General features: G+C 48.9%; 23 protein-coding genes and 1 pseudogene. 22 read left to right on the forward strand and 2 right to left on the reverse strand.

Going from position 1 to position 25168, the window contains the following annotated elements:
* Nucleotides 1-308: 308 nt before the first annotated feature.
* The 19 genes from Q0620_RS03535 (at nt 309) to Q0620_RS03625 (ending at nt 18597) form a co-directional block, all read left to right on the forward strand.
* Nucleotides 309-1214 (forward strand): DMT family transporter, encoded by a 906-nt coding sequence (locus Q0620_RS03535; protein ID WP_298783239.1) that lies wholly within the window; start codon nt 309-311, stop codon nt 1212-1214.
* Nucleotides 1215-1220: 6 nt separating this feature from the next.
* A complete protein-coding gene (locus Q0620_RS03540) occupies nt 1221-2153 on the forward strand; it encodes a DMT family transporter (RefSeq protein WP_298783240.1) in 933 nt (310 codons plus the stop codon).
* A 153-nt stretch (nt 2154-2306) separates the two neighbouring features.
* Nucleotides 2307-3083: an acyl-CoA dehydratase activase gene (locus Q0620_RS03545; RefSeq protein WP_298783241.1), complete on the forward strand. Its 777-nt coding sequence runs from the start codon at nt 2307-2309 to the stop codon at nt 3081-3083.
* Nucleotides 3080-4189 (forward strand): double-cubane-cluster-containing anaerobic reductase, encoded by a 1110-nt coding sequence (locus tag Q0620_RS03550; protein WP_298783242.1) that lies wholly within the window; start codon nt 3080-3082, stop codon nt 4187-4189. Before Q0620_RS03545 ends, Q0620_RS03550 begins: the two co-directional genes overlap by 4 nt.
* Before the next feature lie 68 nt (nt 4190-4257).
* Nucleotides 4258-5115: a substrate-binding domain-containing protein gene (locus tag Q0620_RS03555; protein ID WP_298783244.1), complete on the forward strand. Its 858-nt coding sequence runs from the start codon at nt 4258-4260 to the stop codon at nt 5113-5115.
* Nucleotides 5108-5884, forward strand: coding sequence for a 4Fe-4S binding protein (locus Q0620_RS03560; protein WP_298783245.1), 777 nt, complete (start codon nt 5108-5110; stop codon nt 5882-5884). The genes Q0620_RS03555 and Q0620_RS03560 overlap by 8 nt, the downstream gene beginning before the upstream one ends.
* The gene (locus tag Q0620_RS03565; protein WP_298783255.1) at nt 5884-6711 is read left to right on the forward strand and encodes a radical SAM protein; all 828 of its coding nucleotides are present in this window, start codon (nt 5884-5886) and stop codon (nt 6709-6711) included. The genes Q0620_RS03560 and Q0620_RS03565 overlap by 1 nt, the downstream gene beginning before the upstream one ends.
* 262 nt (nt 6712-6973) lie before the next feature.
* Complete coding sequence (locus Q0620_RS03570; RefSeq protein ID WP_298783246.1) at nt 6974-8524, forward strand: flavocytochrome c; 1551 nt, start codon at nt 6974-6976, stop codon at nt 8522-8524.
* 245 nt (nt 8525-8769) lie between these two features.
* Nucleotides 8770-9210, forward strand: coding sequence for a cytochrome c3 family protein (locus Q0620_RS03575; protein WP_002947156.1), 441 nt, complete (start codon nt 8770-8772; stop codon nt 9208-9210).
* Nucleotides 9207-9878, forward strand: coding sequence for a NapC/NirT family cytochrome c (locus Q0620_RS03580; protein WP_298043988.1), 672 nt, complete (start codon nt 9207-9209; stop codon nt 9876-9878). Before Q0620_RS03575 ends, Q0620_RS03580 begins: the two co-directional genes overlap by 4 nt.
* 365 nt (nt 9879-10243) lie before the next feature.
* Nucleotides 10244-11365, forward strand: a complete 1122-nt coding sequence (proB, locus tag Q0620_RS03585) for a glutamate 5-kinase (RefSeq protein WP_297942660.1) — start codon at nt 10244-10246, stop codon at nt 11363-11365.
* Nucleotides 11366-11411: 46 nt separating this feature from the next.
* The gene (locus Q0620_RS03590; RefSeq protein ID WP_297942658.1) at nt 11412-11744 is read left to right on the forward strand and encodes a hypothetical protein; all 333 of its coding nucleotides are present in this window, start codon (nt 11412-11414) and stop codon (nt 11742-11744) included.
* 294 nt (nt 11745-12038) lie between these two features.
* Nucleotides 12039-12794: a CAAX protease gene (locus tag Q0620_RS03595; protein ID WP_297915587.1), complete on the forward strand. Its 756-nt coding sequence runs from the start codon at nt 12039-12041 to the stop codon at nt 12792-12794.
* Nucleotides 12795-12803: 9 nt separating this feature from the next.
* A complete protein-coding gene (locus tag Q0620_RS03600; RefSeq protein ID WP_298783247.1) occupies nt 12804-14063 on the forward strand; it encodes a glutamate-5-semialdehyde dehydrogenase in 1260 nt (419 codons plus the stop codon).
* Nucleotides 14064-14449: 386 nt separating this feature from the next.
* Nucleotides 14450-15193 (forward strand): amino acid ABC transporter substrate-binding protein, encoded by a 744-nt coding sequence (locus Q0620_RS03605; protein WP_298783248.1) that lies wholly within the window; start codon nt 14450-14452, stop codon nt 15191-15193.
* Nucleotides 15194-15286: 93 nt separating this feature from the next.
* Nucleotides 15287-16036, forward strand: a complete 750-nt coding sequence (locus tag Q0620_RS03610) for an amino acid ABC transporter substrate-binding protein (protein WP_297949927.1) — start codon at nt 15287-15289, stop codon at nt 16034-16036.
* On the forward strand, nt 16033-16701 hold the full coding sequence (locus Q0620_RS03615) for an amino acid ABC transporter permease (RefSeq protein ID WP_298783249.1): 669 nt from the start codon (nt 16033-16035) through the stop codon (nt 16699-16701). The genes Q0620_RS03610 and Q0620_RS03615 overlap by 4 nt, the downstream gene beginning before the upstream one ends.
* Nucleotides 16701-17435 carry an amino acid ABC transporter ATP-binding protein gene (locus Q0620_RS03620; protein WP_295151230.1) on the forward strand — a complete coding sequence of 245 codons (735 nt, stop codon included), beginning with the start codon at nt 16701-16703 and terminating at the stop codon, nt 17433-17435. The genes Q0620_RS03615 and Q0620_RS03620 overlap by 1 nt, the downstream gene beginning before the upstream one ends.
* Before the next feature lie 25 nt (nt 17436-17460).
* Nucleotides 17461-18597: a PLP-dependent aspartate aminotransferase family protein gene (locus Q0620_RS03625; RefSeq protein WP_298783251.1), complete on the forward strand. Its 1137-nt coding sequence runs from the start codon at nt 17461-17463 to the stop codon at nt 18595-18597.
* A gap of 646 nt (nt 18598-19243) precedes the next feature.
* Here Q0620_RS03625 and polA read toward each other — a convergent pair.
* Nucleotides 19244-22060 carry a DNA polymerase I gene (polA, locus tag Q0620_RS03630; protein WP_298783252.1) on the reverse strand — a complete coding sequence of 939 codons (2817 nt, stop codon included), beginning with the start codon at nt 22058-22060 and terminating at the stop codon, nt 19244-19246.
* A 144-nt stretch (nt 22061-22204) separates the two neighbouring features.
* Between polA and Q0620_RS03635 the strand changes: the two genes are divergently transcribed.
* From Q0620_RS03635 to Q0620_RS03645, 3 genes are read left to right on the forward strand one after another with little or no spacing between them, the layout of a single operon-like run.
* Nucleotides 22205-22549: a hypothetical protein gene (locus tag Q0620_RS03635; protein WP_298783253.1), complete on the forward strand. Its 345-nt coding sequence runs from the start codon at nt 22205-22207 to the stop codon at nt 22547-22549.
* A gap of 17 nt (nt 22550-22566) precedes the next feature.
* Nucleotides 22567-23742, forward strand: coding sequence for a peptidase M50 (locus Q0620_RS03640; RefSeq protein ID WP_298783254.1), 1176 nt, complete (start codon nt 22567-22569; stop codon nt 23740-23742).
* On the forward strand, nt 23739-24044 hold the full coding sequence (locus Q0620_RS03645; protein WP_005871269.1) for a metal-sulfur cluster assembly factor: 306 nt from the start codon (nt 23739-23741) through the stop codon (nt 24042-24044). Before Q0620_RS03640 ends, Q0620_RS03645 begins: the two co-directional genes overlap by 4 nt.
* Before the next feature lie 887 nt (nt 24045-24931).
* On the opposite strand, the pseudogene Q0620_RS03650 reads toward Q0620_RS03645, so the two are convergent.
* Nucleotides 24932-25168, reverse strand: a pseudogene (locus Q0620_RS03650) (Ppx/GppA family phosphatase); the annotation flags it as partial.

Here is a 25168-nt window from a genome sequence, read left to right on the forward strand (position 1 = left end):
ATTTTATCGCGGCACTAGCAAAACGCCGCTCGTAAAAGTCACCAAGGCGCGAGCCATCGCCGAAAATATCGCAGAATGCGGAGCTGTGCGTAAAGTTTATAAATTTTAAAAACCGGCGCAACTACGCGAAAGCATATAAATCCACAGCTGCGCAAATTTGGCTGCTTTGCGTATACAAGCACCGAAGTACAAAAACGAGCGGTTGCGCCAGGCGCGCAAAAACAGGCGGCGCGGCGAAATATTAAAACGGCGGAATATTAAAATTTAATCATTATGCGTGTATAATTCCGCAAATTTAAAGGGGCGCGATGAAATACAACAACTTCTTGCTGCACCATCTAAGCGTGTATTATATGCTGATGGCGTGCTTTTACAACTCTCTTACGGGCGTTTTCGCCAAGCTTTTGGGTGCGCAAATTTCATCGCTTGAGGTCGTGCTCTTTCGCAATCTGCCCGGACTTCTGATCCTGCTTTATAAAATCAAGGCTCGTCCCCGCGCGGCGCGCTTCGCAAACAAGAGCGGTCATCCTTTTACGCTCGCGTTTCGCGGCATTATCGGGATTTTGGGGCTGATGGTATTTTTTTATAACATCGCTAACATCAGCCTCGGCGAGGCATTTACCTTTCAAAAAACGGCACCCATTTGGACGGCGATCATTGCGTACTTTACCCTCGGCGAAAAATTCGGCGCGATGGGCTGGTTCTCGGTCTGTCTCGGATTTGCGGGCATCGTTTTAGTAATTCAGCCGCAGTTTGGCTTGCAGCCGAGCGATATTTTTGGAATTTTAAGCGGATTATTCGCCGCGATGGCGCTTACCTCCGTGCGCGGGCTACGTAAATACTATAGCTCCGATACGATCATCCTCTCTGCGCTTCTTGCCGGTACGCTGATGCCCGTAGCGCTTATGATCGCGGCGGAATTTATAGACGCGCCCGCGCTGAGCTTTATGCTTTGCAAATTTAAAATTCCAAACGCGCAGGGCTGGCTCTTTGCCGTGCTTCTGGGGCTGCTGGGGCTGTTTTATCAAACCTACGTCACCAAGGCCTACGCCGCGACGCGCAAAGCGGGCATAGTAGCTACGATCAGCTACACAGACATCATCTTTTCGACGCTATTTGGGCTGCTGCTAGGCGACGCCCTGCCCGGTTTCATGGCGCTTTCGGGCATGGCACTCATCATCGTCGCGGGCACACTTGTGGCGAACCGAAAGTAGCGTGCGATGAAACAAAAATTCTACTCCGCGTTTTGGCTGAAACATCTTGGCGTTTACTATATGCTCGTAGCGAGCTTTTATTTCGCGTTAAACGGCGCGCTAGCCAAAGTCATGGCGGAGCGGATGAGTAGCGCCGAGATCGTATTTTTCCGCAACGTCGTAGGCATCGCGATCGTGCTATTTTCGCTACGGCGGATAAAAAACCTGGGGCCGGGCGGTAAGCCGTGGCTGCTCGCGTTTCGCGGCTTTATCGGCAGCTGCGGGATCTTAGCGACCTTTTACAACATCGCTCACATCGATCTTGGCACCGCTTTTACCTTCCAAAAGACGGCGCCCATTTTCACCGCGCTATTTTCGGCGTTTTTCTTAGGCGAAAAGCTAAGCTCGCGTGGCTGGTTTGCGATACTGCTCGGATTTGGCGGAATTTTACTCGTCGTGCGCCCGCACATCGGCATCAGCGTAACCGATGCAGTGGGAATTTTCGGCGGCATGTGCGCGGGGCTTGCATACACGAGCGTGCGCGAGCTTCGCAAACACTACGCCACCAACATCATCGTGCTGGTTTTTGTCTCATCCGCGACCTTTCTAAGTGCTGCGATGATGATAACGGGCTGGGTGCTTGAAGGTAGCGAGGTCAAAATTTTAGGGCTTTTCGGCGGGGCGGATTTGGCGAGGCTTGCTTACTTCAACCCGCCAAGCCTTTTTGGCTGGGTGCTAGTGGCGCTTCTGGGCGTCAGCGGTATCTACTTTCAAATTTACATGACGCGCGCTTACGCCGCTTCGCGCAAAGCTGGCATCGTCGCCGCGATCAGCTACAGCGACATCTTATTTAGCATGGCGCTCGGCATTATGCTAGGCGATCATCTGCCCGGTCCAATCGTGCTAGCGGGCATCGCGGTGGTAATTTTAAGCGGAATTCTAATCGCCCGTGAGCGCTAAATTTAAATTTAAAACCGATTCAAACGCGGTGCGAGACTAAATTTAAATACGCACCGAGCCCGTGCCAAATTTCAGCGATATAAAAGTCTTAAAAAGCTAAGATTGCGATAAAGTTCTACGGCGTAGAAATATTTTTCGATGGATTTAAATTTTATGCATTTTATCGGTATCGACATCGGTTCGACCTCATCAAAGGTCGCCGTTATGAACGAACGCGGCAAATTTTGCGAGCTGTTTTTGCTACCTAGCGGCTTTAGCGCGGTCAAAGTCGCGCGGCAGATCAAGCAAAATTTAGAGCAAAAAGGCTACGCAGGGGGCTTCGTAACGGCTACGGGCTACGGACGCGTCAGCGTAGACTACGCACAGCTTAGCATGAGCGAAATTTTATGCCATGGCCTTGGGGCGCACTTTTTGTTCGAGAAAGACTGCACCGTCATCGACGTGGGCGGGCAGGACACCAAGGCTATCAAAATAGAAGGTGGCAAGCCTACGGACTTCATCATGAACGACAAATGCTCGGCCGGCACGGGCAAATTTTTAGAGATCAGCGCGGGGCGTTTGGGCCTCGATCTGAGCGAAATTTACAAAACCGCCCGCAAAAATCCCGCGATCAAACTAAGCTCAACCTGCACTGTTTTTGCCGAGAGCGAGATCGTCTCGCTAAGCGCAAACGGAGCCGAAACGAGCGAGATCGCCTACGCCATCGTGGACTCCTCGGCGCACAAGGTCGCCTCTCTCATCAAACGGCTGGAAAATCAAATTTATTTTTTAAGCGGCGGGCTTAGCAACGTGCCGCTATTTAAACAGCTTCTAGGCGAGCATCTGGGGGCTGAAATTTTTACTCACGAAAACGCGATCTACTGCGGCGCGATGGGCGCTTCGCTTATCGGCGCACGCAAAGCAAATGAAATTTCAAAGGAGACGAGATGAAGATGGATTTTGACGCGCTTAAAAAGCGCAACGCAATGGCTCTGCACGATCTAAAAGAGCAAGGCAAACACGTAGTGGGAATGTTTTGCACCTATTCGCCAAAGGAGCTCATTTACGCCGCAGGCGCCGTGCCGGTTGGGCTTTGCGCCTATGACGAAAGCCCGATAGACGCCGCTCATGCCGAGCTTCCGCGTAATCTTTGCCCGCTAATAAAGGCAAGCTACGGCTATGCAGTTACTAAAAAATGCCCCTATATGAACGCCAGCGATCTCGTCATAGGCGAAACGACCTGCGACGGCAAGAAAAAGATGTATGAGCTGCTGGCAAAACATAAGGACGTCCACGTGCTGCAACTACCGAATATGACCGGTGGCAAGAGCTTGGAGCTTTTTACCGACGAGCTTAGAGAATTTCGCAAAGTTTTAGAACAAAAATTTGATACGAAAATCACCGATGAAGCACTGCTCGATGCGGTGCAAATTTACAACGAAGAGCGCAAGGTAATGTTGGAACTTTTAGAGCTTGGCAAACTAAATCCGATGCCGGTAGCGGGCAGCGAAATTCATCAAATTTCATTTGCGAGCGACTTCATATACGATAAACGCGAAAAGCTTAAGATGATACGCGCCTACATAGCCGCCGCGAAGGAGATGACGCCGCCGAAAACTCGCAAAAAGCGGATCATTATCACAGGCTGTCCAAGCGGAGGCGTGTATGAAAAGGTTATCAAGCAGATAGAGGAGCTGGGCGCGGACGTGGTAGCCTTTGAAAACTGCTCCGGCACCAAAGGCTATCAAAACCAAGTGCAAACGAAGGGCGATCTGGTCGCAAATATCGCCGAACGCTACCTCAAAATCCCCTGTTCGGTGATGTATCAAAACGACGCCAGAGGCGATATTATAAAGGAATTTATCCACGAGTATCAAGCGGACGGCGTCGTTGATGTCGTGTTAAGCGGCTGTCACACCTACGCGATCGAGACAAACAAAATAAAGGAGGCAAGCAAAGAAGCGGGAGTAAGCTATATGAGTCTGGAGACTGACTACTCCAAACAGGACGTTGGGCAAATTCGAACGCGCCTAGAGGCGTTTATAGAACTGCTTTAAGCGGGTAGCTCGAAATTTTAAAATAAAGAGCTTTGTAAATTTAACAATCCAAAGAAAGGAGAGATTGCATGAAATTTAAAGAGATAGACGCATCTCGTCGCGGCTTTTTAAAAGGAGCTTTGGCAGCGGCAGCCATCGCCGGACCCGAATCGATGCTCGCCGGCTTCACGCCGTTTAAGCCTGATTCGCTGCAGGTTTGGTCGTGCGGAGGACTGTCCGAAGCTTTTGCGCAGATAAACGCAGCATACGAGTCCAAAACGGGGCATAATATCCAGTACACCGGCGCCTTTGCGGGTGCGCTCGGAAAGTCGCTGCTAGCCTTGCAGGGCAAGACGGAGGTTTTCGGCGCCCGCGTTTTGGAGCTAAGCCAAAAACTACGCAAGGCTGGCCTTAGCCTTCGCTTTAGACCGCTATGTTTTACCGACTACGTTTTAGTAGTGCCGAAGGGAAATCCCGCGGGCATTCGCGATCTGAAGGATCTAGCGGAACCCGGCGTGCGGGTGATGCTGCCGCTAAGGGCTTCGCCTCCGGGTAGCGGACCGGTAAAGGGAATTTTGAAAAATTCAGGTCTCACAGGGCCCGTTATGAAAAATATGGTCGCCAACGGAGCGTGCGTAATCACCATGATGTGCGATCTCGTAGACGGCAAGGGTGATGCGTCCATCATCGAAAAACGCCTAACGACGCACGATAGATTTAAAGACAAAATCGAATACATGCCTATCGACGAGAAACTCATCCCGCCGGGACCGCTTACCTTTACGCTAAATATCATGAAATACGTAAAAGACGAGAAGCTTGCCGATGACTTTGCGGACTTCGTCTGCTCGGACGGGCAGGAAATTTTCGAGCGGCACGGCTTTACCTCCATCCATTCGGCACGCGGGCTTGAACTCATAGAAAGGTTTGGTGTAAAAGATGTTTAGTATAGTAAATATGGCAAAGATGAAAAAAGTCTCTAGACTAACTAAAATTCGTCGTTTGGTGCAGCTGATTTTTATAGGCGCGATCGGGCAATGGGCGTATTACGGGATTTTTAGATGCCCATTTATCGTGCCTTTCGTAAACTGCCAATCCTGCCCGATCGTCACGTGTTGGGGGCGGATCGCGACCGTATTTTTTGGATTTTGGCTGTTTATACCCGTGCTGGTTATTTTCCTCGGGCGCGCGTTTTGCGGCTGGCTTTGCCCGGGCGGATTCGTAAATCAAATGCTCGGCAAATTTGCCGCTTTTAAGCTCAAGCTAAAAAATAACAGGAAGCTACGATATGCGCAAATAGGCATGGTTCTAGCCGTTTTGCTTAGCGCCGGCGTCTATTTTATCTACGGCAATCCTCGCGTCATGATCCCTATCCGCACCAGCGACGAGTATCTCAACGCCGTTATCATGTCCTTTAAATTTTCCGACTGGTACTGGACGGTTCGCACCGCCGTCGTCGTGGCCCTCATCGCCGCATCCTTGATCGTCGCAAATTTATGGTGCCGCTTCGCCTGTCCTAGCGGCGGCATAATGGAGCTGCTGCGTAAAATTTCAATATTTCGCATTTATAAAACAGACGCCTGCGATAACTGCAACGCCTGCTTGCGCAAATGCGAAATGGGCACTAGGCCCGACGAGATGAACTGCACGAACTGCGGCGATTGTATGGACGTTTGCCACGCGGACGCCATAAAATTCGGAAGGAAAAAAGATTGATGAATTTTTTCGCCAAACCCTCCTTCGACAACCACCCCTGCTTTAGCAAAAAAGCGTCCGCCGCCTACGGGCGCGTGCACCTTCCCGTAGCGCCGCATTGCAATATCCAATGCAATTTTTGCAACCGCATCTACGACTGCGCTAACGAAAATCGCCCCGGCGTAACGGGGAGGGTGCAAAGCCCGGATGAGGCCGTGGAATACGTGGAAAATCTATTTAAATTTAGACAAGATATCTCGGTCATCGGTATCGCAGGGCCCGGAGATCCTATGTGCGATGCCGATAAGACTCTAGCGACTTTTGAAAAATGCAAAGCCCGTTTCCCTCGCGCCCTACTTTGCCTATCCACAAACGGCCTATCTTTGCCCGAGCATGTGGATGATATCGTGCGCATCGGCGTGAGCCACGTGACGGTGACCGTTAATGCCGTAACGCCGGGCGTAGGCGGCAAAATTTATGCGTGGGTGCGCCACAAAAACAAAATTTACCACGGCGAAGAGGGCGCTAGAATTCTTGGGGAGCGCCAAGAGGAAGGGATCCGCAAGCTAAAAGAAGCCCGCATGATCGTAAAGATCAATACGGTCGTAATCCCCGGCGTTAATATGGATCACATACCACATATCGCAAAAAAGGCCAAAGAGTGGCAAGCCGATATCATGAACTGTATGGCGATGATCCCCGTGCATGATACCCCTTTTGCAAATATCAAATCGCCCTCAAACGAAGAAATTCGCAGTATGCGAAAGCTAATCGGCGGCTCAATGGCGCAGATGACTCACTGCAGCAGATGCCGCGCCGACGCATGCGGCAAGCTTTGCGAGAAATGAAGACCTGCTTTGCGGGTCTTTTATCCGGCTTAGAATACACTCTCATAGCGAACGTAAAATTTTATGTAAAGATTTAAATTTAAAATTTGTCTAAATTTAGAACTAGCAAGCAGCCGATAAGCGGCTTTTTGGCGGCGACGCTTTCTAAAAATTTAAAAACAATTTTTAAATAATATTATTTTGCTTTTATTTAACTTTGGGTATAATTCTCCCAAAATTAGGCATCAAAAAAACCGTATAACGGTAAAATAAAGGAGACATCATGGAAAACGTTTCAAGACGTGATCTGCTCAAAATGAGCCTAGTTGGCGCGGGTGCTTTAGCGCTCGGCTCCGTAAACGCAAACGCTGCGGTAAACTCAAAAGACGTCAAATTTGACGAAGAGTGGGACGTAGTTATCGTAGGCTCTGGCTTTGCAGGACTTGCGGCGGGTATCACCGCAGCCGAAAAAGGCAACAAAGTTCTAATCCTAGAAAAGATGGGACGCGTCGGCGGTAACTCCGTTATTAACGGCGGAATTTTCGCAGTTCCAAACAGCGACAAGCAAAAAGCCGAAGGCATCAAAGATAGCAACGAGCTATTTATCAAAGACTGCCTAAAAGCGGGTCGCGGCCTAAACCACGTAGATCTAATCGACACCATCGCTACTCGCGCGCAAGACGCATATAAACTAACTCTAAAATGCGGCGCTAAATACATAGATAAAGTTACTCACGCAGGCGGACACAGCGTACCTAGATCGCTTCAAACCGCTAACGGCTCGGGTTCTGGTATCGTTCAGCCGATGGTAGAATACTTTAAAAACCTACAAGGCTGCGAGCTAAGACAAAGAGCTAAATTTGACGAGTTCGTCCTAGGCGAAGACGGCGGCGTAGACGGCGTGATCATCAGAGAGGATTATAAATTCGACTCAAAGAGCCAAAAAGACGACGCCGAAAACACTACGGGAACTAAAAAGACGATAAAAGCTAAAAAAGGCGTAGTGCTAGCTGCGGGCGGATTTTGCCGCGACGTATTCTTTAGACAAGTTCAAGATCCGTCTATCCTGCCTACTACGGATAGCACTAACCACCCGGGCGCAACAGCAGGCGCTATGAAAGAGGCGTTTAGGATCGGCGCTACCCCTGTTCAGCTAAGCTGGATACAATTCGGTCCATGGGCATGCCCTGACGAAAAAGGCTTTGGCGTAGGCTCTATGTTTAACGTAAACGGAAGCTTCCGCTACGGAATTTCAGTCGATCCAAGAACCGGCAAACGCTATATGAACGAGCTAGCAGACCGCCGCACACGCTCCCAAGCTATGTTTAAAGTAATCGACGCAAAAGCAAATATCTATCCTATCAACTTCTGCGATAGCGAGGGCGTAAAAAACATGGTCATACCTGAACACTACACTAAACCGCTAGAATCAGGCGTACTAAAGAAATTTGAAACTCTAGACGAACTAGCGGCTTTTTATAAAATCCCTGCCGCAGAGCTTAAAAAGACCATCGAGAGATATAATAGCTTCGTTAAATCGGGCAAAGACGAGGACTTTGGCAAACCTATGGATAAAACCACTACAAACGGCGTAGATATCTCTAAACCGCCATTCTACGCTATGCGCGGTACGCCAAAACTCCACCACACTATGGGCGGTATCGACATCAATACCAAAGCTCAGGTTATCTCGCTACAAACAGAGATGCCGATTCCAAGACTATTTGCCGCAGGCGAGATCACAGGCGGCGTACACGGAGCTAGCCGCTTAGGTAGCGTGGCGATCGCAGATTGTCTAACGTTTGGTATGATAGCCGGTGAGAATATAGGCTAATTTGCGGCGTCTTTCGGACGCTTTTTGCGGAGCTTGCTAAAATTTTGCTTGGCAGACTATTTTGTCTAGCCTGCGCAAAATTTTAGCCGCGCAACCCCAAAAATCGCCTCGAAATACTTGCAAATATTATTTCGTATCGCAGGCTAAATTTAAGATTAAATTCGAGAATTCGGCTTGCGATACTTTTAAATTTAAAGCCGAATTTGCAGTTAAATTTGTAAATTTGACATCCGAAAGGAATTCGCATGAAACATAAAGCGTTTCTCGCCTTGTGCGCATCTATGCTACTATGCTCTTTTGCATTTAGCGCAGGCGCGCCAAGCGCAAAGATAACGTCTTTAGTCGATCTTAACGTCACCGACGAGCTGCGAGCCAAACACCCTTTAAAACCTCATCACGAAAAGCTAAGCTTCACCTGTCTTGATTGTCACGAAGGACAAGGAAACGACGCTAGTAAATTTAAATCCATAGGCGATAAAGGCTGTTTGTCCTGTCACGGCGACAAGAAAAAGATAGCTAAAAGACTAGAATACATGGATCTGCTAAAAGCAAATCCCCACAACTCGGTTCACGACGGCCCTACGCTATACTGCGACGAGTGCCACAACGAGCATAAAAAATCAACCAATATGTGCACGGAGTGCCACGAACACGAAGTTCCGCAATGGATGGGGGTAACGCCATGAAAATTTCAAAGAAAGTACTAGCGCTTATTATATTAGTAAGCGGCATTATAGGGTTTTTAGTGGTACTTCCCGTGCATTACGCCCTAGAAGAAACTAGCGGAGAGAAGTTTTGCGTAGTATGCCACGAGATGGATCCTATGGTTATAGCTTATAGTAACGACGTACATAGCGGCAAAGGCAAAAGCGGAGTAAGGGCTAAATGCGTAGACTGCCACATACCTCACGACAACCTAGCCAAATACGTCCTAGTTAAAGCCAAAAACGGACTAATGGAGGGATATATTCATTTCTTCAAAGACCCGGAGGCTATAGACTGGCATAAAAATAGAGAAAAAAGAGAGCACTTCGTATTTGACAACGGTTGCGTTAGCTGCCATACGAATTTGGTGGATAATAAGCTAACGAGCCCGCAAGCTCAAAAGATGCACGCTCACTATCAAAGCTTGCTAAATACGGATAAGCAACTAACCTGCGCTAGCTGTCACGCCGAGGTAGGCCACAGCGGGCTAAACAATATGCTAAACTACTGGAAGCCTGAATACAAAATCTACGAAAAGAAAGCCGCAATCAAAAAAGAAGAGATAAAAAAGGCTTATTTCGGGGAGGATTATGTGGGGCCGAAAGAGGTGAAGACTGAAGATAAAGAAGGCAATGCCACCAAAAAGTAGGCTAAAATGAAGAAAATTTTGCTCGTTAGCGACGACGTGGAGATGCAACTAAGTCTCAACGCCGCGCTTTAGCAAGGATCCGGTAAATTTTAAATCAGTAAAATTTCGCGCGATAACGGGAGTTTATCTCCCGTTACGATCTTCGTAAACAGACTATCTCTACGCTTTATAAGAAAATTTACTACGCCAAATACGACTACTTTATAATCAAACTTTTACCCAAAAAATTTTATCTCTCGTATTTAGAAGCTGCCGAATTTTATTCGGGAATAAATTTTAGCCAAAGCTCGCATCCACTCAGCTCAAAACATAAAATTTAAAATAAGCCGTTTTCGATATAATTTTCAAAAATTTTGGAGCGGAAAATGAACAGAAAAGAGCTTCTGGGCGGCGCAAAACGTATCGTCGTAAAGATCGGTACTTCAACGCTTACGAACGGCGACGGCTCGCTAAATGAGCGACTCATCAAAGGTCTAGTCGCGCAAATTTGCAAACTAAAAGATGCGGGCTTTTGCGTGGCTTTGGTAAGCTCGGGTGCCGTGGGCGCGGGCATGGGACTACTCGGCGTCGCGCAAAGACCTAAAATTTTAAGCCGCAAACAAGCTCTGGCGGCAGTCGGGCAGGTCGCGCTGATGCATCTTTACGAGCGGCTGTTTTGGGCGCATGACCGCATTATCGCGCAGCTGCTGCTAAGCCGCGGCGATTTTAGCGACAGAGCGCGCTATCTTAGCGTGCGAAACGTCTGCGCAGAACTGCTCTCGCGCGGCATCGTGCCGATTATCAACGAAAACGATCCCGTCGTAGCAGATGAACTGAAAGTGGGCGATAACGACACGCTAAGCGCGCTCGTTGCGGGGCTAATCGATGCCGATCTGCTCGTGATTTTAAGCGACATCGACGGACTGTACGACAAAAATCCGAGCGAGCACGCAGACGCGAAACTTTTAAGCTTTATCGAAAAAATAGACGAACGCATCATCAAAATGGCAGGCGGCGAGGGCAGTAAATTCGGCACGGGCGGCATGGCGACCAAGATCGCGGCGGCGCAAATGGCAAATCAGATCGGCACGAGCCTGATCATCGCGAACGGGCGTACGGACGGAATTTTGCTTAAAATAGCGGTGGGCGACGAGGTCGGCACCCTCTTTAGCGCGGGCGCAGCGCGGCTTAGCTCGCGTAAATACTGGCTCGCATACGGCGCGATTAGCAAAGGCGCGGTGATTATCGACGCGGGTGCGGCAGAGGCGATAAAATCGGGCAAAAGCCTGCTTGCGGTCGGGATTGCCGAGGTGCGCGGCGAATTTGAGCGCGGCGAGATCGTAAACGTCTGCGCGACTGACGGCAAGCTGCTGGCGCACGGCATTAGCAACTATTCAAGCTGCGAGCTTGCGCGCATAGCGGGAGTAAAAAGCGATGAGATAGAGCAGGCTTTAGGCTACAAAAGCGACGATGACGCGATCCACGCGGATAATATCGCGCTACAATGAAATTTTAGCCGTGTTCGCGCGTTTAAATTTTAAACGGAGGGCGAAGATGAAAAAGATTATATTTTTTGCGCTACTTTTGGCAGGTGCGGCGTGGGCGTGCAAAGAGGCAAATCCCGCTAGAATTTTTATAGCGGCTAACGACGAGGATCAAGGCGGCACGCTAAACCGCGCCGAGTGGGAGAAAGCGGTAGCCCCAAAGAATATCAAGCTAAAATTTACGGCGCAAGACGCGGCGTGGACGGCGAAATTTGACGAACCGGACGCCGATAAAAACGGCGAGCTAGATGTTCTTGAGCTGCGCGGATATGAGCTGGTGGATTACGTAAAAGCGCCATGCGCAAATTGGAATGATAAAGTTGGATATAATGCCGAGAAATAGCTAAAGAAGGGATTTATGGCATGAGTTTGGCTGATAGTAAATTTACAGCATAGGGAGAAATCTTTGAGAAAATGAATAAAAGCATACTTTACAACACTGCCGCAAGTACGGCAGTGGCGATATTCTTTGCTAGACTAGCCCGCGTAGCTTGCTATTTTTTATAAGTCAAGGAAACAAAATGAGTGAAATTTTGAATGAAAATATAGAATTTGGAGTGTCTTTCCTTTCGGATACTCGCTTAATTCATAGCGATGAGACCTCCAAATTGGTACTATTATAACAAAAGATGATTAAATGTATCTTGAAAGTGTAATCTGTAAAAAACTATGTGAAAACTTAGACTGTGACGCAACGAAAATGCCGGGCTTTGGTAAACTTAAAAATTCTATTGCACTGCTTCACAATAAATATTTGTTGGGTGCTTGCAAAGAAGCTGCCGTCATTATTAAAAAATATGCCAAAAATAATGTTGACATCTTTGATTTAGTCATTTCAATCTATAATAAACGCATAAAATCGCACCACGAAATGTTTTTAATCATCCATATTTTTGAAACGGCATTGCGTTCTAAAGTTGCACTAGTACTATCTGAAATTTATAGTTCAAATTCTAACGCCGACGACTGGTTTTTATACGGAAAAAATGCGAAGCTAATAAAACAAGCTGCCCACATAGCGCAGACCAAAAAGGTTAATCTAACAGAGCAAATGAATAGCTTTGAGGTGCTTGATTTATTTACGCTAGGTGATTTGCAAAACGTCATAGGCTCGAATTGGAGCGATTTCAGAGATATTTTTGCAAGCGTGTGCGAATACAAGGGGCAAAAGTTGCCAGAATACGGCACAAAAAATAGTCTTTTAAATGTATTTTCTATGATTCGTAAGGCACGCAATGATATCTTTCACAATAATCCGCCAAAAACAAAAGCAAAATCAATAACTGTAAATATTGAAATTTTGCTATTACGACTGGGGTTTAACCTAAATGATGCATTTAAAAATATATCAAATTTAAACCATATGGTAAACTTAAAATATAAATATGATTAAGGAGCGAAAATGAACGAAATTTTAGATATCTGTAAGCGCGCAAAGGCCGCTTGCGGCGAGCTTTTGAGACTTGGTAGCAAGGCTAAATTTGAAATTTTAAACGCCGTGGCGGATGAGCTGCTCGCACAAAAGGACGCGATAAAAGCGACAAACGCCAAAGACCTTACAAACGGCGAGAGATCAGGCTTGAACGCAGCGCTGCTAGACCGTCTAAGGCTAACCGACGCCCGTATCGAGGCGATGGCGCAGGGCGTGCGCGAAGTGGCGGGATTTGCAGAGGTCGTGGGCGAGAATCTAGGCGGCTGGAGCCATCCAAACGGCATGCAAATCAGCCGCGTGCGCGTGCCACTGGGTGTGCTCGGCATCATCTACGAGAGCCGTCCAAACGTCAGTATCGACGCGGCGGCTCTGGCGCTAAAAAGCGGCAACGCAGCGATCCTGCGAGGCAGTGCAAGCGCGCTAAATTCAAACATCTTTTTAGTAAATTTATTTAACGAAGCCGGGGCGAAATTTGGCTTACCGACGGGTGCAGTGCAGCTCGTGGAGAGCGCCGAACGCGAAGTAGTGGCGAAAATGGCGAAAATGAGCGAGTATATCGACGTTTTGATACCGCGCGGCGGCAAGAGCTTAAAAGATTTTATCGCGCAAAACGCGACCGTACCGATCATCATGACGGGTGAGGGAGTTTGCCACATCTTTGTCGATGAGAGCGCAAATTTGAGCGAAGCGGCAAAGATAATCAAAAACGCCAAAACCCAGCGCCCAAGCGTCTGCAACGCCGTAGAGTGCGTGCTTTTACATGAGCGCGTGGCGGGCGAAATTTTACCTGAGCTGGTGCGTGAGATGCCGGAGGTCGAGTTTCGCGTGAGCGAGCAGCTTTTGGGCGCGTGCGAGTCGGAGCTGCGAGGCACTAAAAACGTCAAAACGGCTAGTGAGAGCGACTTTGGCGCCGAATTTTTGGATCTCGTGCTAGCCGTGCGCGCGGTGCGGGATACAGGCGAGGCGATTAGCTTTATAAACGCGCATTCTAGCGGGCATTCGGACGCGATTTTAAGCGCGGATTACGCGACCGTCGAGCGATTTTTAAACGAAGTGGACAGCGCAGTCGTCTATGCCAACGCCTCGACGCGCTTTAGCGACGGCAGCGAGTTTGGATTCGGCGGCGAGATCGGCATCAGCACGCAAAAGCTGCATGCCAGAGGGCCGATGGGGGTGAGGGAGCTTACGACCTATAAATACGTCGTCCGAGGCGGCGGGCAAATTCGTTAGCGGCTCGTCTTTTTCAAAAGGATCATCTTGCGAGCGCTTTTGAGAGAAATTTTGCTTCTCTTGCGCTCGCAACTGCAAGCAGAAGTCTAGCTTGCGCAAAATTTTAGCTTCTAACTCAAAAAATCGCCTCGAAATACTTGCAAATTTTATTTTATATCGCAGACTGAATTTGGTCTGCGATACTTTTACCTAATAAACTTGAAATTTTATAAATCACCTCTGTTAAAATTTTAAAAATATATGACGCTAAAGCTTTGCCATACAGGCGAAATTTTGTATCACGTCTTACTAAAATTTAGAATTTTTAATAAAAATTATATATTCCGCACGATATAATCGCGCATCTGCTCGCAGCGCGAGCGATAGCTAAATTTCAAGGAGATTCAATGAAAATATTTAAAGCCCTGCTCGCAACAGCGCTGATCACCGCCACCCTAAGCGCTAAGACGCTCAAAGAGGGCACGCTCATAATAGCCACGGAGGGGACTTACTCGCCGTATTCTTTCTATGACGATAAAAATAATCTTACCGGCTTTGATGTCGATATCGCTCGCGCACTAGCAAAAGAGCTAGGGCTAAAGGCGGAATTTTTAACCGCGCCGTGGGATGCGATGCTCGCGGCATTTGACGCAGGCAAAGCGGACATAGCGATGAATCAAGTAAGCATCACGCAGGAGCGTAAGAAAAAATATAATTTCAGCGAGCCTTATACCGTGGCTTATGCTGCGCTAGTAGTGCGAGCTGATAACGAGGAGATTAAGAGTTTTGCGGATCTTAAAGGCAAAAAAAGCGTCCACTCCGCTACCAGTAACTGGGCTGACATGGCACGCAGCTATGGCGCCGAGATCGTTACAGCAGACGGATTTAGCAAGGGCGTGGAGCTCATCATAGCTCGTCGCGCAGACGCTACGATCAACGATAACATCACATTTTTCGACTATATGAAGCAGCGCCCGAACGCCCCGCTAAAGATCGCAGCTCAAGGCAATGAGCCGATCTATTCCGCCGTGCTGCTTAAAAAGGATGATGAGCTGACGGCGCAGATAAATTCCGCGCTAAAATCGCTAAAGCAAAAAGGCGTGCTGAAAGAAATTTCACTTAAATATTTTGGCAAAGACATTACGGAATAAATTCTACGACCGCTTAGTTGAAGCGTGGAATTTTAAACTTAGCTGAGCGGAATTTTGCATTTTAAATTTCGCTCATAAAATTTTGGAGGAATTATGAAAAATTTAATAAAAACTTTGCTTGCGTGCGCGCTTTTAATATGCGGCGCAAACTCTAAAACACTACGCGAAGGCACGCTTAAAGTAGCTACGGAAGGCACCTTTTCGCCATTTTCGTATTATAACGACAAAAATGAGCTCGTAGGATACGACGTAGATGTCGCGCGCGCAGTCGCCGAAAAGCTTGGTCTAAAAATAGAATTTCTAACTGCGCCTTGGGATGCGATGCTTGCAGCATTTGATGCAGGCAAAGCAGACGCTGTGTTTAATCAAGTAAGCATCACTGACGAGCGCAAGAAAAAATATGAGTATTCTGTGCCCTACACCGTCGTTTACGGAGCTATCATCGTGCATAAAGATAACAACGACATTAAAAGCTTCGAGGATTTAAAAGGCAAGAAAAATGCAGACTCCGCTACCAGCAACTGGGCGCAAGTCGCTAAAAAATACGGCGCGCAAAACGTAACTGTAGATAGTTTCGCTAAAAGTATGGAGCTGCTGATCGCTCGCCGCGTAGATACCGTCGTGCGCGATAATACCGTATTTTACGACTTTTTAAAGCAGCGCCCGGACGCTCCGATTAAAATCGCCGCAAAGCTAAAAGATGTCGATTATAGCGCTGCAATCGTGCAAAAGGGCAATAAAGAGCTCGCAGATCAAATCAGCAAAGCCTTAAACGAACTCAAAGCCGAAGGCAGGCTAAAAGAAATTTCGCTTAAATATTTCGGCAAAGATGTGAGTGAATGAACGAAACAAGCAGAATTCTAGAGCTTGTTAGCAGCTCGCTAGAGCCGATGGCGCTAGCCCTGCTGCAAGTTACGATCCCGCTTACGATAATCTCATTTCTGCTCGGGCTCGTGCTTGCGGTGCTGACGGCGGTCGCACGCATCGCAAATTTTAAAATTTTAAAGCAGCTAAGCGAAATTTATATTTGGATTTTTCGCGGCACTCCGCTTTTGGTGCAGCTTTTTATCGTCTATTTCGGACTTCCAATCGTTGGGATCACACTTGATGTTTGGGCTGCTGCGATCATTACCTTTAGCCTCAATATCGGCGCTTACGCTTCAGAGGCGGTGCGAGCTGCGATCCTATCAGTGCCAAAGGGGCAATGGGAGGCGGCTACCTCTTTAGGCATGAGCTATGCTAAAATTCTGCGCCGCATTATCGCTCCGCAAGCAGCGCGCATATCGCTGCCGCCGCTATCAAATATATTTATCTCTACGCTTAAAGACACTTCGCTCGTAGCCTCGATTACGATGGTCGATATGTTTATGGTCGCTCAACGTATTGCTGCGCGGGCATTCGATCCGCTTACGCTATACGTGCTGGCGGCGCTATTTTATCTAGCAGTTTGCACCCTTCTTACGTTCTTACAATCCAAGCTAGAGCGACGATTTTCAAGGTTCGTGTGATGATAAAATTTACGAACTTAACTAAGCGCTTCGGTGATCACGTCGTGCTAAATGGGCTAAGCTTAGAATTTCGCGACGGGCAAACGACAGTGATTTTAGGAAGCTCCGGCTCCGGCAAATCCACGATGCTGCGCTGCATAAATCTGCTCGAAATTCCAAGCGGCGGCGAGCTACAGCTAGGCGAGTTTAAGATAAATTTCGACGCTCAGCATAAAACAAGCGAATATCATCCATTCCGCGCGCATACGGGCATGGTTTTTCAAAGCTTCAATCTCTTTCCGCACCTCAACGTCTTGCAAAACGTCATCGAAGCACCCGTACACGTGCTAAAGCAGCCACGCGAGCTTGCCGAAGCAAATGCAATGGCGCTGCTAAAAAAAGTCGGTATGGCGGATAAAGCTGGCGCGTATCCAGCTCGCCTCTCCGGCGGTCAGAGCCAGCGCGTGGCGATCGCGCGGGCGCTTGCGATGCAGCCTGAGTTTTTGCTACTGGACGAGCCTACGAGTGCGCTTGATCCCGAGCTTGAGGCGCAGGTGCTAAAGACTATCGCCGAGCTTGCCGCAGAGGATCGCTCGCTTATCATCGTCACGCACAATATGGGCTTTGCGCGCAAGATCGCAGATAGAATTTTATTCCTAGACGGCGGAGTTATCGCATTCGACGGCGACGCAGAGGAATTCTTCGGTAGCGGCGACGAGCGCATAGCTAAATTTATCGGAGCGATGAGCTTTTAAATCCATTAAATTTTAAGGAGAAAAGATGAAAATAGATACCCTAATCGTAAAGGGCATAGAGGCCAAGTCCAACCCTCACAATGCGGTGATTCCGCCGATATATCTAGCCAGCACCTTCGTGCAAGAAAGCTTGGATGATTTCGGCAAATACGCCTATTCGCGTGGCGCAAATCCTACGCGCAACGCCTTTGAAGAGCTTTTTGCAAAATTTGAAGGCAGCAAATACGCCTTCGCGCTAGCCTCGGGCATGGCGGCTACGAGCGCTGCATTTGCGCTGCTTAAAAGCGGCGATCGCGTGCTGCTAAATAACAACGTCTACGGCGGTACCTATCGCTACGTAAGCGGGATTTTTAAAAATCAAGGGATCAATTACGACTTGGTGGACGATCTAAATTTGATCACCGAAATTCCAAGCGACGTTAAAATGGTATTCATCGAAACACCATCAAATCCGCTTTTGCGCGTAACCGACATTGAGCGCATCAGCGAGCTCGCGCACAAAAACGGCGCGCTTGTGGTGATGGATAATACCTTTTTAACCCCGTATTATCAGCGCCCGCTAGAGCACGGCGCAGACGTCGTAGTTTATAGCGCGACCAAATACATAGGCGGGCATGCCGATCTGATCGCCGGCATCGTTACGACGAATGACGACGAGCTTGCCGCAAGAATTCAGTTTATGAAAAACACTCTGGGCGCGACGCTATCGCCTACCGACGCGTATTCGCTCATACGCGGGCTTAAAACACTAAGCGTGCGCTTCGACCGTCAGAGCGAAAATACGCTAAAGATAATAGAATTTTTACGCGGCAATCCTGCGGTAGAGGCGGTAAATTTCGCAGGCTCGCATTCTGAGAGCGAGAAAAAGATACAAGATCGCCAAGCTAGCGGCATCGGAGCGGTCATCTCGCTGGTACTTAAGCCGCAATACGACTATAAAACCTTTGCGCGCAGCCTTGAGCTATTTGATCTAGCCGTGAGCCTGGGCGGCGTAGAGAGCCTGATCTGCCACCCCGCGTCGATGACGCATGAGAGCTATCCGCGCGAGCTGCAAGAGCGCATCGGCATCAGTCAAAATTTGCTGCGCCTAGCCATAGGCATCGAAAACGCGGACGATCTCATAGCAGACCTTGCCGCCGCGCTAGAAAAATCTAAAAAATAGGCGGCGCGAAATTTGCGCAAGCTCGCGAAATTTCTATACAGGCTTGTAAAATTTACGCGAGCGCGCAGAATTCATGCCAAAATTTAGTCCGAAATCCTTATAGCTTCGCTCGTGAAGCTATAAGGGCGCCGGTTTTTACGGACCGGCACGCAGGGTGGGTTTAAAAAGACCTCCTACCGCTCATTTCATTTTCTAAAAATTCCTTTTCGCAAAACCTATGTCTATTTCCTCGCGGGCTAAATTTTGTATGAATTTTCACTCGTTAAATTTTACAAGGCGTGCGGCTTTGCGTAAAATTTAAATTTAAAAATTCCGCCACTACGCCGCTGAAATGAAATTTTAATTTATATGCACGGCAAGATTTATCCAGACCTCTTGTTAAAACACATCGTTTAAATTTAATTTGGATAAATCTATCTAACCGCCGTTTGATATTGCCGAGTGGGGAGCTTAAATTTAATCAAAATTTTAAAGACGGCGGCGGATCTGTGCCCCACCGCGCCAGCTATTTGCAATCGCTCGGTTTAAAATTTGATGAGCCAAATTTTAAACTGGACAAATTTAAGCCCCGTCCTGCTCAAAATTTAAAATTTCGCGCCGTTTAAATTTCGCTTAAAATTTTAGCCGCGTTTTAAATTTAGCGTAGCTACTTCAGCTCGCCCCAGCGCTTGGCGATGTTTAGGCTCGTCTTTAAGGGCACGTTCAGGCTCGCCGCACTTTGCATAATCTCTTGCGCGCGCTCGCCGAAGCTCTGCGCCGCCTCGTCCCGCACCTCGAAAATCAGCTCATCGTGGATCTGCAATATCAGCCGCGCTTCGCCACTTAGCAGCGGCGAAATCTCAACCATCGCCTTTTTGATGATGTCGGCGGCGGAGCCTTGAAATTTCGTATTCACCGCCTCGCGCTCGTAACTCGCATAGACCATGTTGTTGCGCGCGTTTGCGAAGTCGAAATAGCGCCTGCGCCCAAAAAGCGTGCTTACGTAGCCGTCCTCTTTCGCGTCTGATTTTATGCTTTGCAAAAAATCCTTGATCGTAGAAAACGCCGCGAAATAGCGCTCGATATAGCCCTTCGCCTCGGCGCGCGCGATGCCTAGGCTGTCGCTTAGCTTGCCCGCGCCCATGCCGTAGATGAGGCCGAAATTTATACTCTTTGCGATCGTGCGGTGCGCGGGCTGCGCGTCGCCGAAAATACTGATCGCGGTGCGCGCGTGAATGTCCTCATCCGCCCTAAACGCCGCCAAAAGCGCAGGATCGCGCGAAAAGTGCGCGAGCAGGCGCAGCTCGATCTGCGAGTAATCAAGCGAGATCAGCGAGTAGCCTTCGTCTGCTAGGAAGCAGTCTCGCACGTCCTTCGCAAAGGTGCCGCGCGCAGGGATATTTTGCAGGTTCGGATTTTTGCTCGCTAGCCGCCCGGTAGCCGTGCCGGTCTGCAAGAAATTCGATCTGACGCGGTTTTGCGGATCGGCAAGAGCAAGCTGTAGCAGCGGCTCGCAGTAGGTGCTTTGCAGCTTAAACAGCTCGCGGTAGTCTAAAATTTTATCCACCGCGGGATGTAGCGCGGTAAGATCCTTCAGCACGCTTTCGTCGGTGCTATAGCCCGTCTTTGTGCGCTTCGCCGCAGGAAGCCCGAGCCGCTCGAAAAGCACGGCGCCAAGCTGAGCGGGAGAGTTGATATTAAACTGCTCGCCGCAAAGCTCATAAATTTCATCCGTGAGCGCTCGTAGGGACTTTTCGTTGCGCCCGATTAGGCGCTTTATCATCTCCGCGTCGATCTTGATGCCGCATCTTTGCATCTGCCAAAGCACCCGCACGAACGGAAACTCAAGCTCCTGCGCGAGCTTAAAAAGCGCGGGTTCGAGCAGCTGTTTGAGCTTAAAATACAACCTCAGCGTCACCCACGCATCCTCGCTCGCATAGATCGTAGCGGCGTCCAGCTCCACGGAGGCGAAGGTCTCGCCCTTTTTGACGACGTCGCCGAAATGCACGGTCTCATACCCAAGATACCGCGGCGAGATAGAGTCCATCCCCACGGCGTTTGCGGGATCGAGCAGCCACGCTAGCACCATCGTATCGGCAAAACGCGCAGGCGGTTCGATATTAAAATTATTTTTCACGATCTCAAAATCGTATTTTAAATTTTGCCCCACGACATATCCGCGAAACAGCGAGCCGATCGCAGCCTTTGCCGCGTCCGAAGAAATTTGAGCAGGAGCGCCCAAATAGCTGTGCGCGAGCGGGACATAATAAGCGCGCTCCTCATTAAACGCAAACGAAAAGCCCACGATCTTGGCGCTCTTGCTATCGACGCTAGTGGTTTCCGTATCGAAGCTCACCAAGGTCTCGGCGCTGACGCCTTCGCACAGCCTTGCAAGCTCCGCGGCATCGGTAATGCAAATGGGCTCAAAGGGCGTTTTAAAAGCGCTCTCGGAATTTTGTCCGATTGAAGAGGAGCCGCCTGAGATAGAATTTTGCCCGTCTAGCCCCCCTACTGCAGCGTCCAAGATAGAGCCGCCGCGAGACGGCTCTGCGCCGGAGCCTTTGCCGCCCGCGCCCAAAACGGAGCTTTTTGCGCCCATGCCTTTGCCCTCGCTCCAAAGATCAAGCCCGTTTTGCTCCTGCAAGCTTAACGCCGAAAGAAGCCTATTTAGCGCGTAGTCTTTTAAAATTTCGCGGATTTTAAAAAGCGGATTTTGCTGCGGAAATTTCGCATCATCCAAAGGCGGGATTTCCAGCTCGTCGTAAAGCGTAGCCAGGCGCTTGCTTATGTAGGCGCTCTGCTTACCTTCTATCAGATACTCGCGCTGTTTGTTCTGCGGCAGGCGATCTAAATTTGAATAGATCCCATCAAGCGAGCCCCATTCGTCTAAAAGCTTCTTCGCCCCCTTATCGCCGATGCCGCGCACGCCCGGGATATTATCGGCGCTATCGCCGCAGATCGCTAAAAAATCCACGATCTGCTCGGGATAGACGCCGTAGCGCTGCAAGCACTCGTCCCTGCCGTAAAGCATCTTTTTGCCGTGGCTGTAAATTTTAACGTTTTCGCCGATGAGCTGATACAAGTCCTTGTCGGAGGTAACGATGTTGATTTTATGCGTGGCGCCGTGCTTTTTGACGACGCTTGCGATGAGATCGTCCGCTTCGTAGCCCTCGCGTCCGAGCGAGTAAAGCCCCATCTTTTCGATCATCTCGATGCAGACCGGCAGCTGCTGCAAAAGCGCGGGCGGCGGGGCTTGGCGGTTGGTTTTGTAGTTGGGATCGATATCCGAGCGGAAGGTCTTACCCTTGCTATCCAGAGCGAAAATTATATAATCGCTCTTAAATTCTTTCGAAAGATTTGCGATGAAGCTCGCAAATCCGCTCACCATGCCGCTGGGTTTGCCGTCTTTGGTCTTAAGCCCGCTCATAGCGTAGTAGAGCCTGAAAAAAAAGCCGAACGTATCGATGATCGTGATGGTCTGCATAATGGTCCTCGGATTTAAAATTTTAACGCGTAGTGTATTAAAATTCGGCTAAATTTACAAATTCCAAATAGGACTTGATCTGCCTCATTTCAAAATTTTAAAATTTGCTATATAATCGCGCGAAATTTTAAAAAAGGATCAAGTATGGATTTTTTCACAGACTGGCAGGAGTTTGACGCAGCGGGCGCTACGGTGAAATTTTATAAAAAATTACAAGGCGGCGTGGAGTACATCGGCTTTGATTCGCGCAAATGCATCCCGCCCGAGCCTATGGTAAATGCGCTGGTGGCGCTAAATTTCGTAAAAGACGAAACCAAAAAGGTCGTCATGCTCAATCATAAATTTCCGATGGGGCTGATCCCAAAAATCGAGTCTAAATTTGACATTGCCCGCGAGGATCTGGATGGAGATGCGGTCAAGCTCACCATCAGCCTAAAACCGGGCGCGGTCAATGAGGGCTTTGACACCGACGCGAAGTGCCACGGCTAAAGTGTTTTAAAATTTAGATGAATATCACGACCTTTTCGCCGCCGTTTCGCATCGTAGGCGGCTATTTTATCTGCGGCTTTATCTTTTTGCTGTTAAGCGCGGCGAGCTTTTTAAAGGCCGATTTCGGCGCGATCCAGGCGCCGCAGACAGCGAGCTTTTTTCACGTATTTTTGCTGGGTTTCGTAATCAGCATAATCATCGGAGCGCTCTATCAGCTTACTTCGGTCATTATCCAAAAGGAATTTTTCACCGTCAAATTTGCGTTTTTAAATCTCTTTGCTTACACTGCGGGCGTGGCGCTGCTAAGCGCGGGATTGCTACTTTCAAGCATCCCTTTGATGCACGCAGGCGGCGCCGTTTTACTGCTTAGCCTATTTTATTTTACGATCTGCTACGCACTAAGCTTCATCGGCACGCCCAAATGGAGCTTCCCTGCCGTTGCGCTTGCGATCTCGGCTGCGTTTTTGGCGGTAGGGATCAGCCTTGGCTTCGCGCTCGTGCTAGCTCTTAGCGGCGTGGAGGTTTTCGGAGTATATTTTTCAGAAATTTTATCCTATCACATATACTTCGTGCTAGGCTTCGTGTTTTTCGTCATCGTAGGCGCTGCGTGCGTGCTGCTGCCGATGTTTAGCCTGGCGCACGATCTAAGCTTCGCGCTGGCAAAAGCTTCACTGGCGCTGTATCTGCTCGCGGGGCCGTTTTTGCTAAAAGACTTTGGAATTTTCATCGCACTTGCTGCGCTTGCGAGCTTTGCGGCTCAGGCGATCTATATCCTAGCCAGGCGCGTACGAAAAGCGATCGATTATTGGAATTTAAACGTCTATATCTCGCTGGCGGCTTTGGGATTTAGCGCGGCGTTTTGGCTCGCAGGTCGCGCGGATGCGGCGGCGTTTTGGCTGCTATACGGCTTTTTGTTCGCTTTCATCGTCGCGCACCTTTATAAAATCGCGCCCTTTCTCATCTGGTACCACTACGTCTCGCCCTTCGTCGGCAAGCGCAAAATCCCTATGCTTGAGGATATGATAATCAAAAAGATCGCCTACGCAGCCTGCGTGCCGAACGTCTTAGCGCTTGCGTGCGCGGGCTTTGGAGCGCTAACGCCCGCGGTGATCTTACAAGCAGCAAGCATAATTTTGGTGCTAATCAACATCGTAAATATCTTTAACTACATAAAATTTGGAGAGGAAAAATGAAAGTAACGAAGGAGCAAATTTACGACGCGCTTCGCGCCGTTGTCGATCCCGAGGTGGGCTTTGACGTCGTGTCGCTGGGACTTATTTACGACGTAGCGGTGGACGAGGCAAACAACGCCAAAGTCACGATGACGCTATCGACTCAGTCGTGCCCGTTACACGAGATGATGGTAGAATGGGTGCGCGCGGGTGCCGAGAGCGTGGAGGGCGTCGGCGAGGTGGAGATTGATCTCGTCTTTGAGCCGATGTGGAATATCGATATGGCGGAGGATCACGTCAAAGAGGCTCTGGGGCGGTTTTAGGGCTCGCGCGAAGGATATTTGCGGATTGCTCAGGACGCCGCACTCGTCGTCGGGCGCTTCTGCATATCGCCTCGGACGCTACACGGATTGTCGGGGCGCTTTTCTGCGAATCGCCCGAAGCGCTGCGTAAAAAGCCAAAGTGCTGTGTGGATCGCCCAGTGCTACACTAAATTCTGAAGCGATGCGTGATCACTGGGATATTGCACGAAATTTCGGAGCGCTGCGCAGATAGCTGGGCATTCTTGCTGCGGCGCGATTCTCGCCGCCGTTTTAAATTTGCGCGATATAAAATTTAACTCAATTAAATTTTACACCGCCGTTTGATTATCGCTTAGTTACAAATTTGCACGATCTAAAATTTGACCGCACAACCGCGATTTGGCGAGCGTCATCAAACGATTTGTGTTTGTAAAATACCGCGGCGCGGCGCAATATTTTAAATTTAATCGCGGCGCCTGTGCCCCGCCCCTGCCTGCATCTAGTTAGCTCGCCTGCTTTCCCGTCTGTGCGCCTACGCACCAACCCGCTCACCCATCTACTTTCCTTTTTTCCAAAACGCAAAACGCCGCCCCGTAAGGCGCGAATCGCAGTTTAAATTTAGCCGTAATAGCCGCAAATAGCGCTGCGAAATATTGTAAACTGCGCAATGAAATTTTAAAACTATGGAATTTAGCCACTCTGTTTATGAGCACGGCCAGTAGAGCGCGACAGGCGTTAAATTTCAACCCAAAATTAAAGCCAAACCCGCTAATCGCAATTATTCTGTGTAATCGCTCCGATTGATATGCGCACGTTTGATCAAAATTTTGCAAAGAAACGCGGCGCGACTAAATAAAATTAAAGCAGATCCGTAAACGCGCGGCAAGCGGTTAAATTTAAAACTAAATTTAGACGAAATTTACGGCGAAGATCGCGGGCTTTGCGAGCTTTTTAAGGCTTCCTTTAAGCATTATCAAATTATCAGCGCCGGAAATTTTAAGAGTGGAATTTTCAAAGCGAAATTCTAAATTTTTTAGCGCGTTTTCGCTTAGGAGGCGTGCAAGCTCCAAAATATAGCTGAGCCACGCAAGCTTGGCGGCATCCGGTAAAATCGCGCTCAAAGGCGCGAACGTAGCTCCCAGCTC

It is taken from the genome of uncultured Campylobacter sp., assembly GCF_938017615.1.
GTDB lineage: Bacteria > Campylobacterota > Campylobacteria > Campylobacterales > Campylobacteraceae > Campylobacter_B.

What these genes read in the sequence shown, in the direction of transcription:
- Q0620_RS03535 (WP_298783239.1), top strand. Translation starts at nt 309, where the DNA reads ATGAAATACAACAACTTCTTGCTGCACCATCTAAGCGTGTATTATATG.
- Q0620_RS03540 (WP_298783240.1), top strand. Translation starts at nt 1,221, where the DNA reads ATGAAACAAAAATTCTACTCCGCGTTTTGGCTGAAACATCTTGGCGTT.
- Q0620_RS03545 (WP_298783241.1), top strand. Translation starts at nt 2,307, where the DNA reads ATGCATTTTATCGGTATCGACATCGGTTCGACCTCATCAAAGGTCGCC.
- Q0620_RS03550 (WP_298783242.1), top strand. Translation starts at nt 3,080, where the DNA reads ATGAAGATGGATTTTGACGCGCTTAAAAAGCGCAACGCAATGGCTCTG.
- Q0620_RS03555 (WP_298783244.1), top strand. Translation starts at nt 4,258, where the DNA reads ATGAAATTTAAAGAGATAGACGCATCTCGTCGCGGCTTTTTAAAAGGA.
- Q0620_RS03560 (WP_298783245.1), top strand. Translation starts at nt 5,108, where the DNA reads ATGTTTAGTATAGTAAATATGGCAAAGATGAAAAAAGTCTCTAGACTA.
- Q0620_RS03565 (WP_298783255.1), top strand. Translation starts at nt 5,884, where the DNA reads ATGAATTTTTTCGCCAAACCCTCCTTCGACAACCACCCCTGCTTTAGC.
- Q0620_RS03570 (WP_298783246.1), top strand. Translation starts at nt 6,974, where the DNA reads ATGGAAAACGTTTCAAGACGTGATCTGCTCAAAATGAGCCTAGTTGGC.
- Q0620_RS03575 (WP_002947156.1), top strand. Translation starts at nt 8,770, where the DNA reads ATGAAACATAAAGCGTTTCTCGCCTTGTGCGCATCTATGCTACTATGC.
- Q0620_RS03580 (WP_298043988.1), top strand. Translation starts at nt 9,207, where the DNA reads ATGAAAATTTCAAAGAAAGTACTAGCGCTTATTATATTAGTAAGCGGC.
- proB (WP_297942660.1), top strand. Translation starts at nt 10,244, where the DNA reads ATGAACAGAAAAGAGCTTCTGGGCGGCGCAAAACGTATCGTCGTAAAG.
- Q0620_RS03590 (WP_297942658.1), top strand. Translation starts at nt 11,412, where the DNA reads ATGAAAAAGATTATATTTTTTGCGCTACTTTTGGCAGGTGCGGCGTGG.
- Q0620_RS03595 (WP_297915587.1), top strand. Translation starts at nt 12,039, where the DNA reads ATGTATCTTGAAAGTGTAATCTGTAAAAAACTATGTGAAAACTTAGAC.
- Q0620_RS03600 (WP_298783247.1), top strand. Translation starts at nt 12,804, where the DNA reads ATGAACGAAATTTTAGATATCTGTAAGCGCGCAAAGGCCGCTTGCGGC.
- Q0620_RS03605 (WP_298783248.1), top strand. Translation starts at nt 14,450, where the DNA reads ATGAAAATATTTAAAGCCCTGCTCGCAACAGCGCTGATCACCGCCACC.
- Q0620_RS03610 (WP_297949927.1), top strand. Translation starts at nt 15,287, where the DNA reads ATGAAAAATTTAATAAAAACTTTGCTTGCGTGCGCGCTTTTAATATGC.
- Q0620_RS03615 (WP_298783249.1), top strand. Translation starts at nt 16,033, where the DNA reads ATGAACGAAACAAGCAGAATTCTAGAGCTTGTTAGCAGCTCGCTAGAG.
- Q0620_RS03620 (WP_295151230.1), top strand. Translation starts at nt 16,701, where the DNA reads ATGATAAAATTTACGAACTTAACTAAGCGCTTCGGTGATCACGTCGTG.
- Q0620_RS03625 (WP_298783251.1), top strand. Translation starts at nt 17,461, where the DNA reads ATGAAAATAGATACCCTAATCGTAAAGGGCATAGAGGCCAAGTCCAAC.
- polA (WP_298783252.1), bottom strand. Translation starts at nt 22,060, where the DNA reads ATGCAGACCATCACGATCATCGATACGTTCGGCTTTTTTTTCAGGCTC.
- Q0620_RS03635 (WP_298783253.1), top strand. Translation starts at nt 22,205, where the DNA reads ATGGATTTTTTCACAGACTGGCAGGAGTTTGACGCAGCGGGCGCTACG.
- Q0620_RS03640 (WP_298783254.1), top strand. Translation starts at nt 22,567, where the DNA reads ATGAATATCACGACCTTTTCGCCGCCGTTTCGCATCGTAGGCGGCTAT.
- Q0620_RS03645 (WP_005871269.1), top strand. Translation starts at nt 23,739, where the DNA reads ATGAAAGTAACGAAGGAGCAAATTTACGACGCGCTTCGCGCCGTTGTC.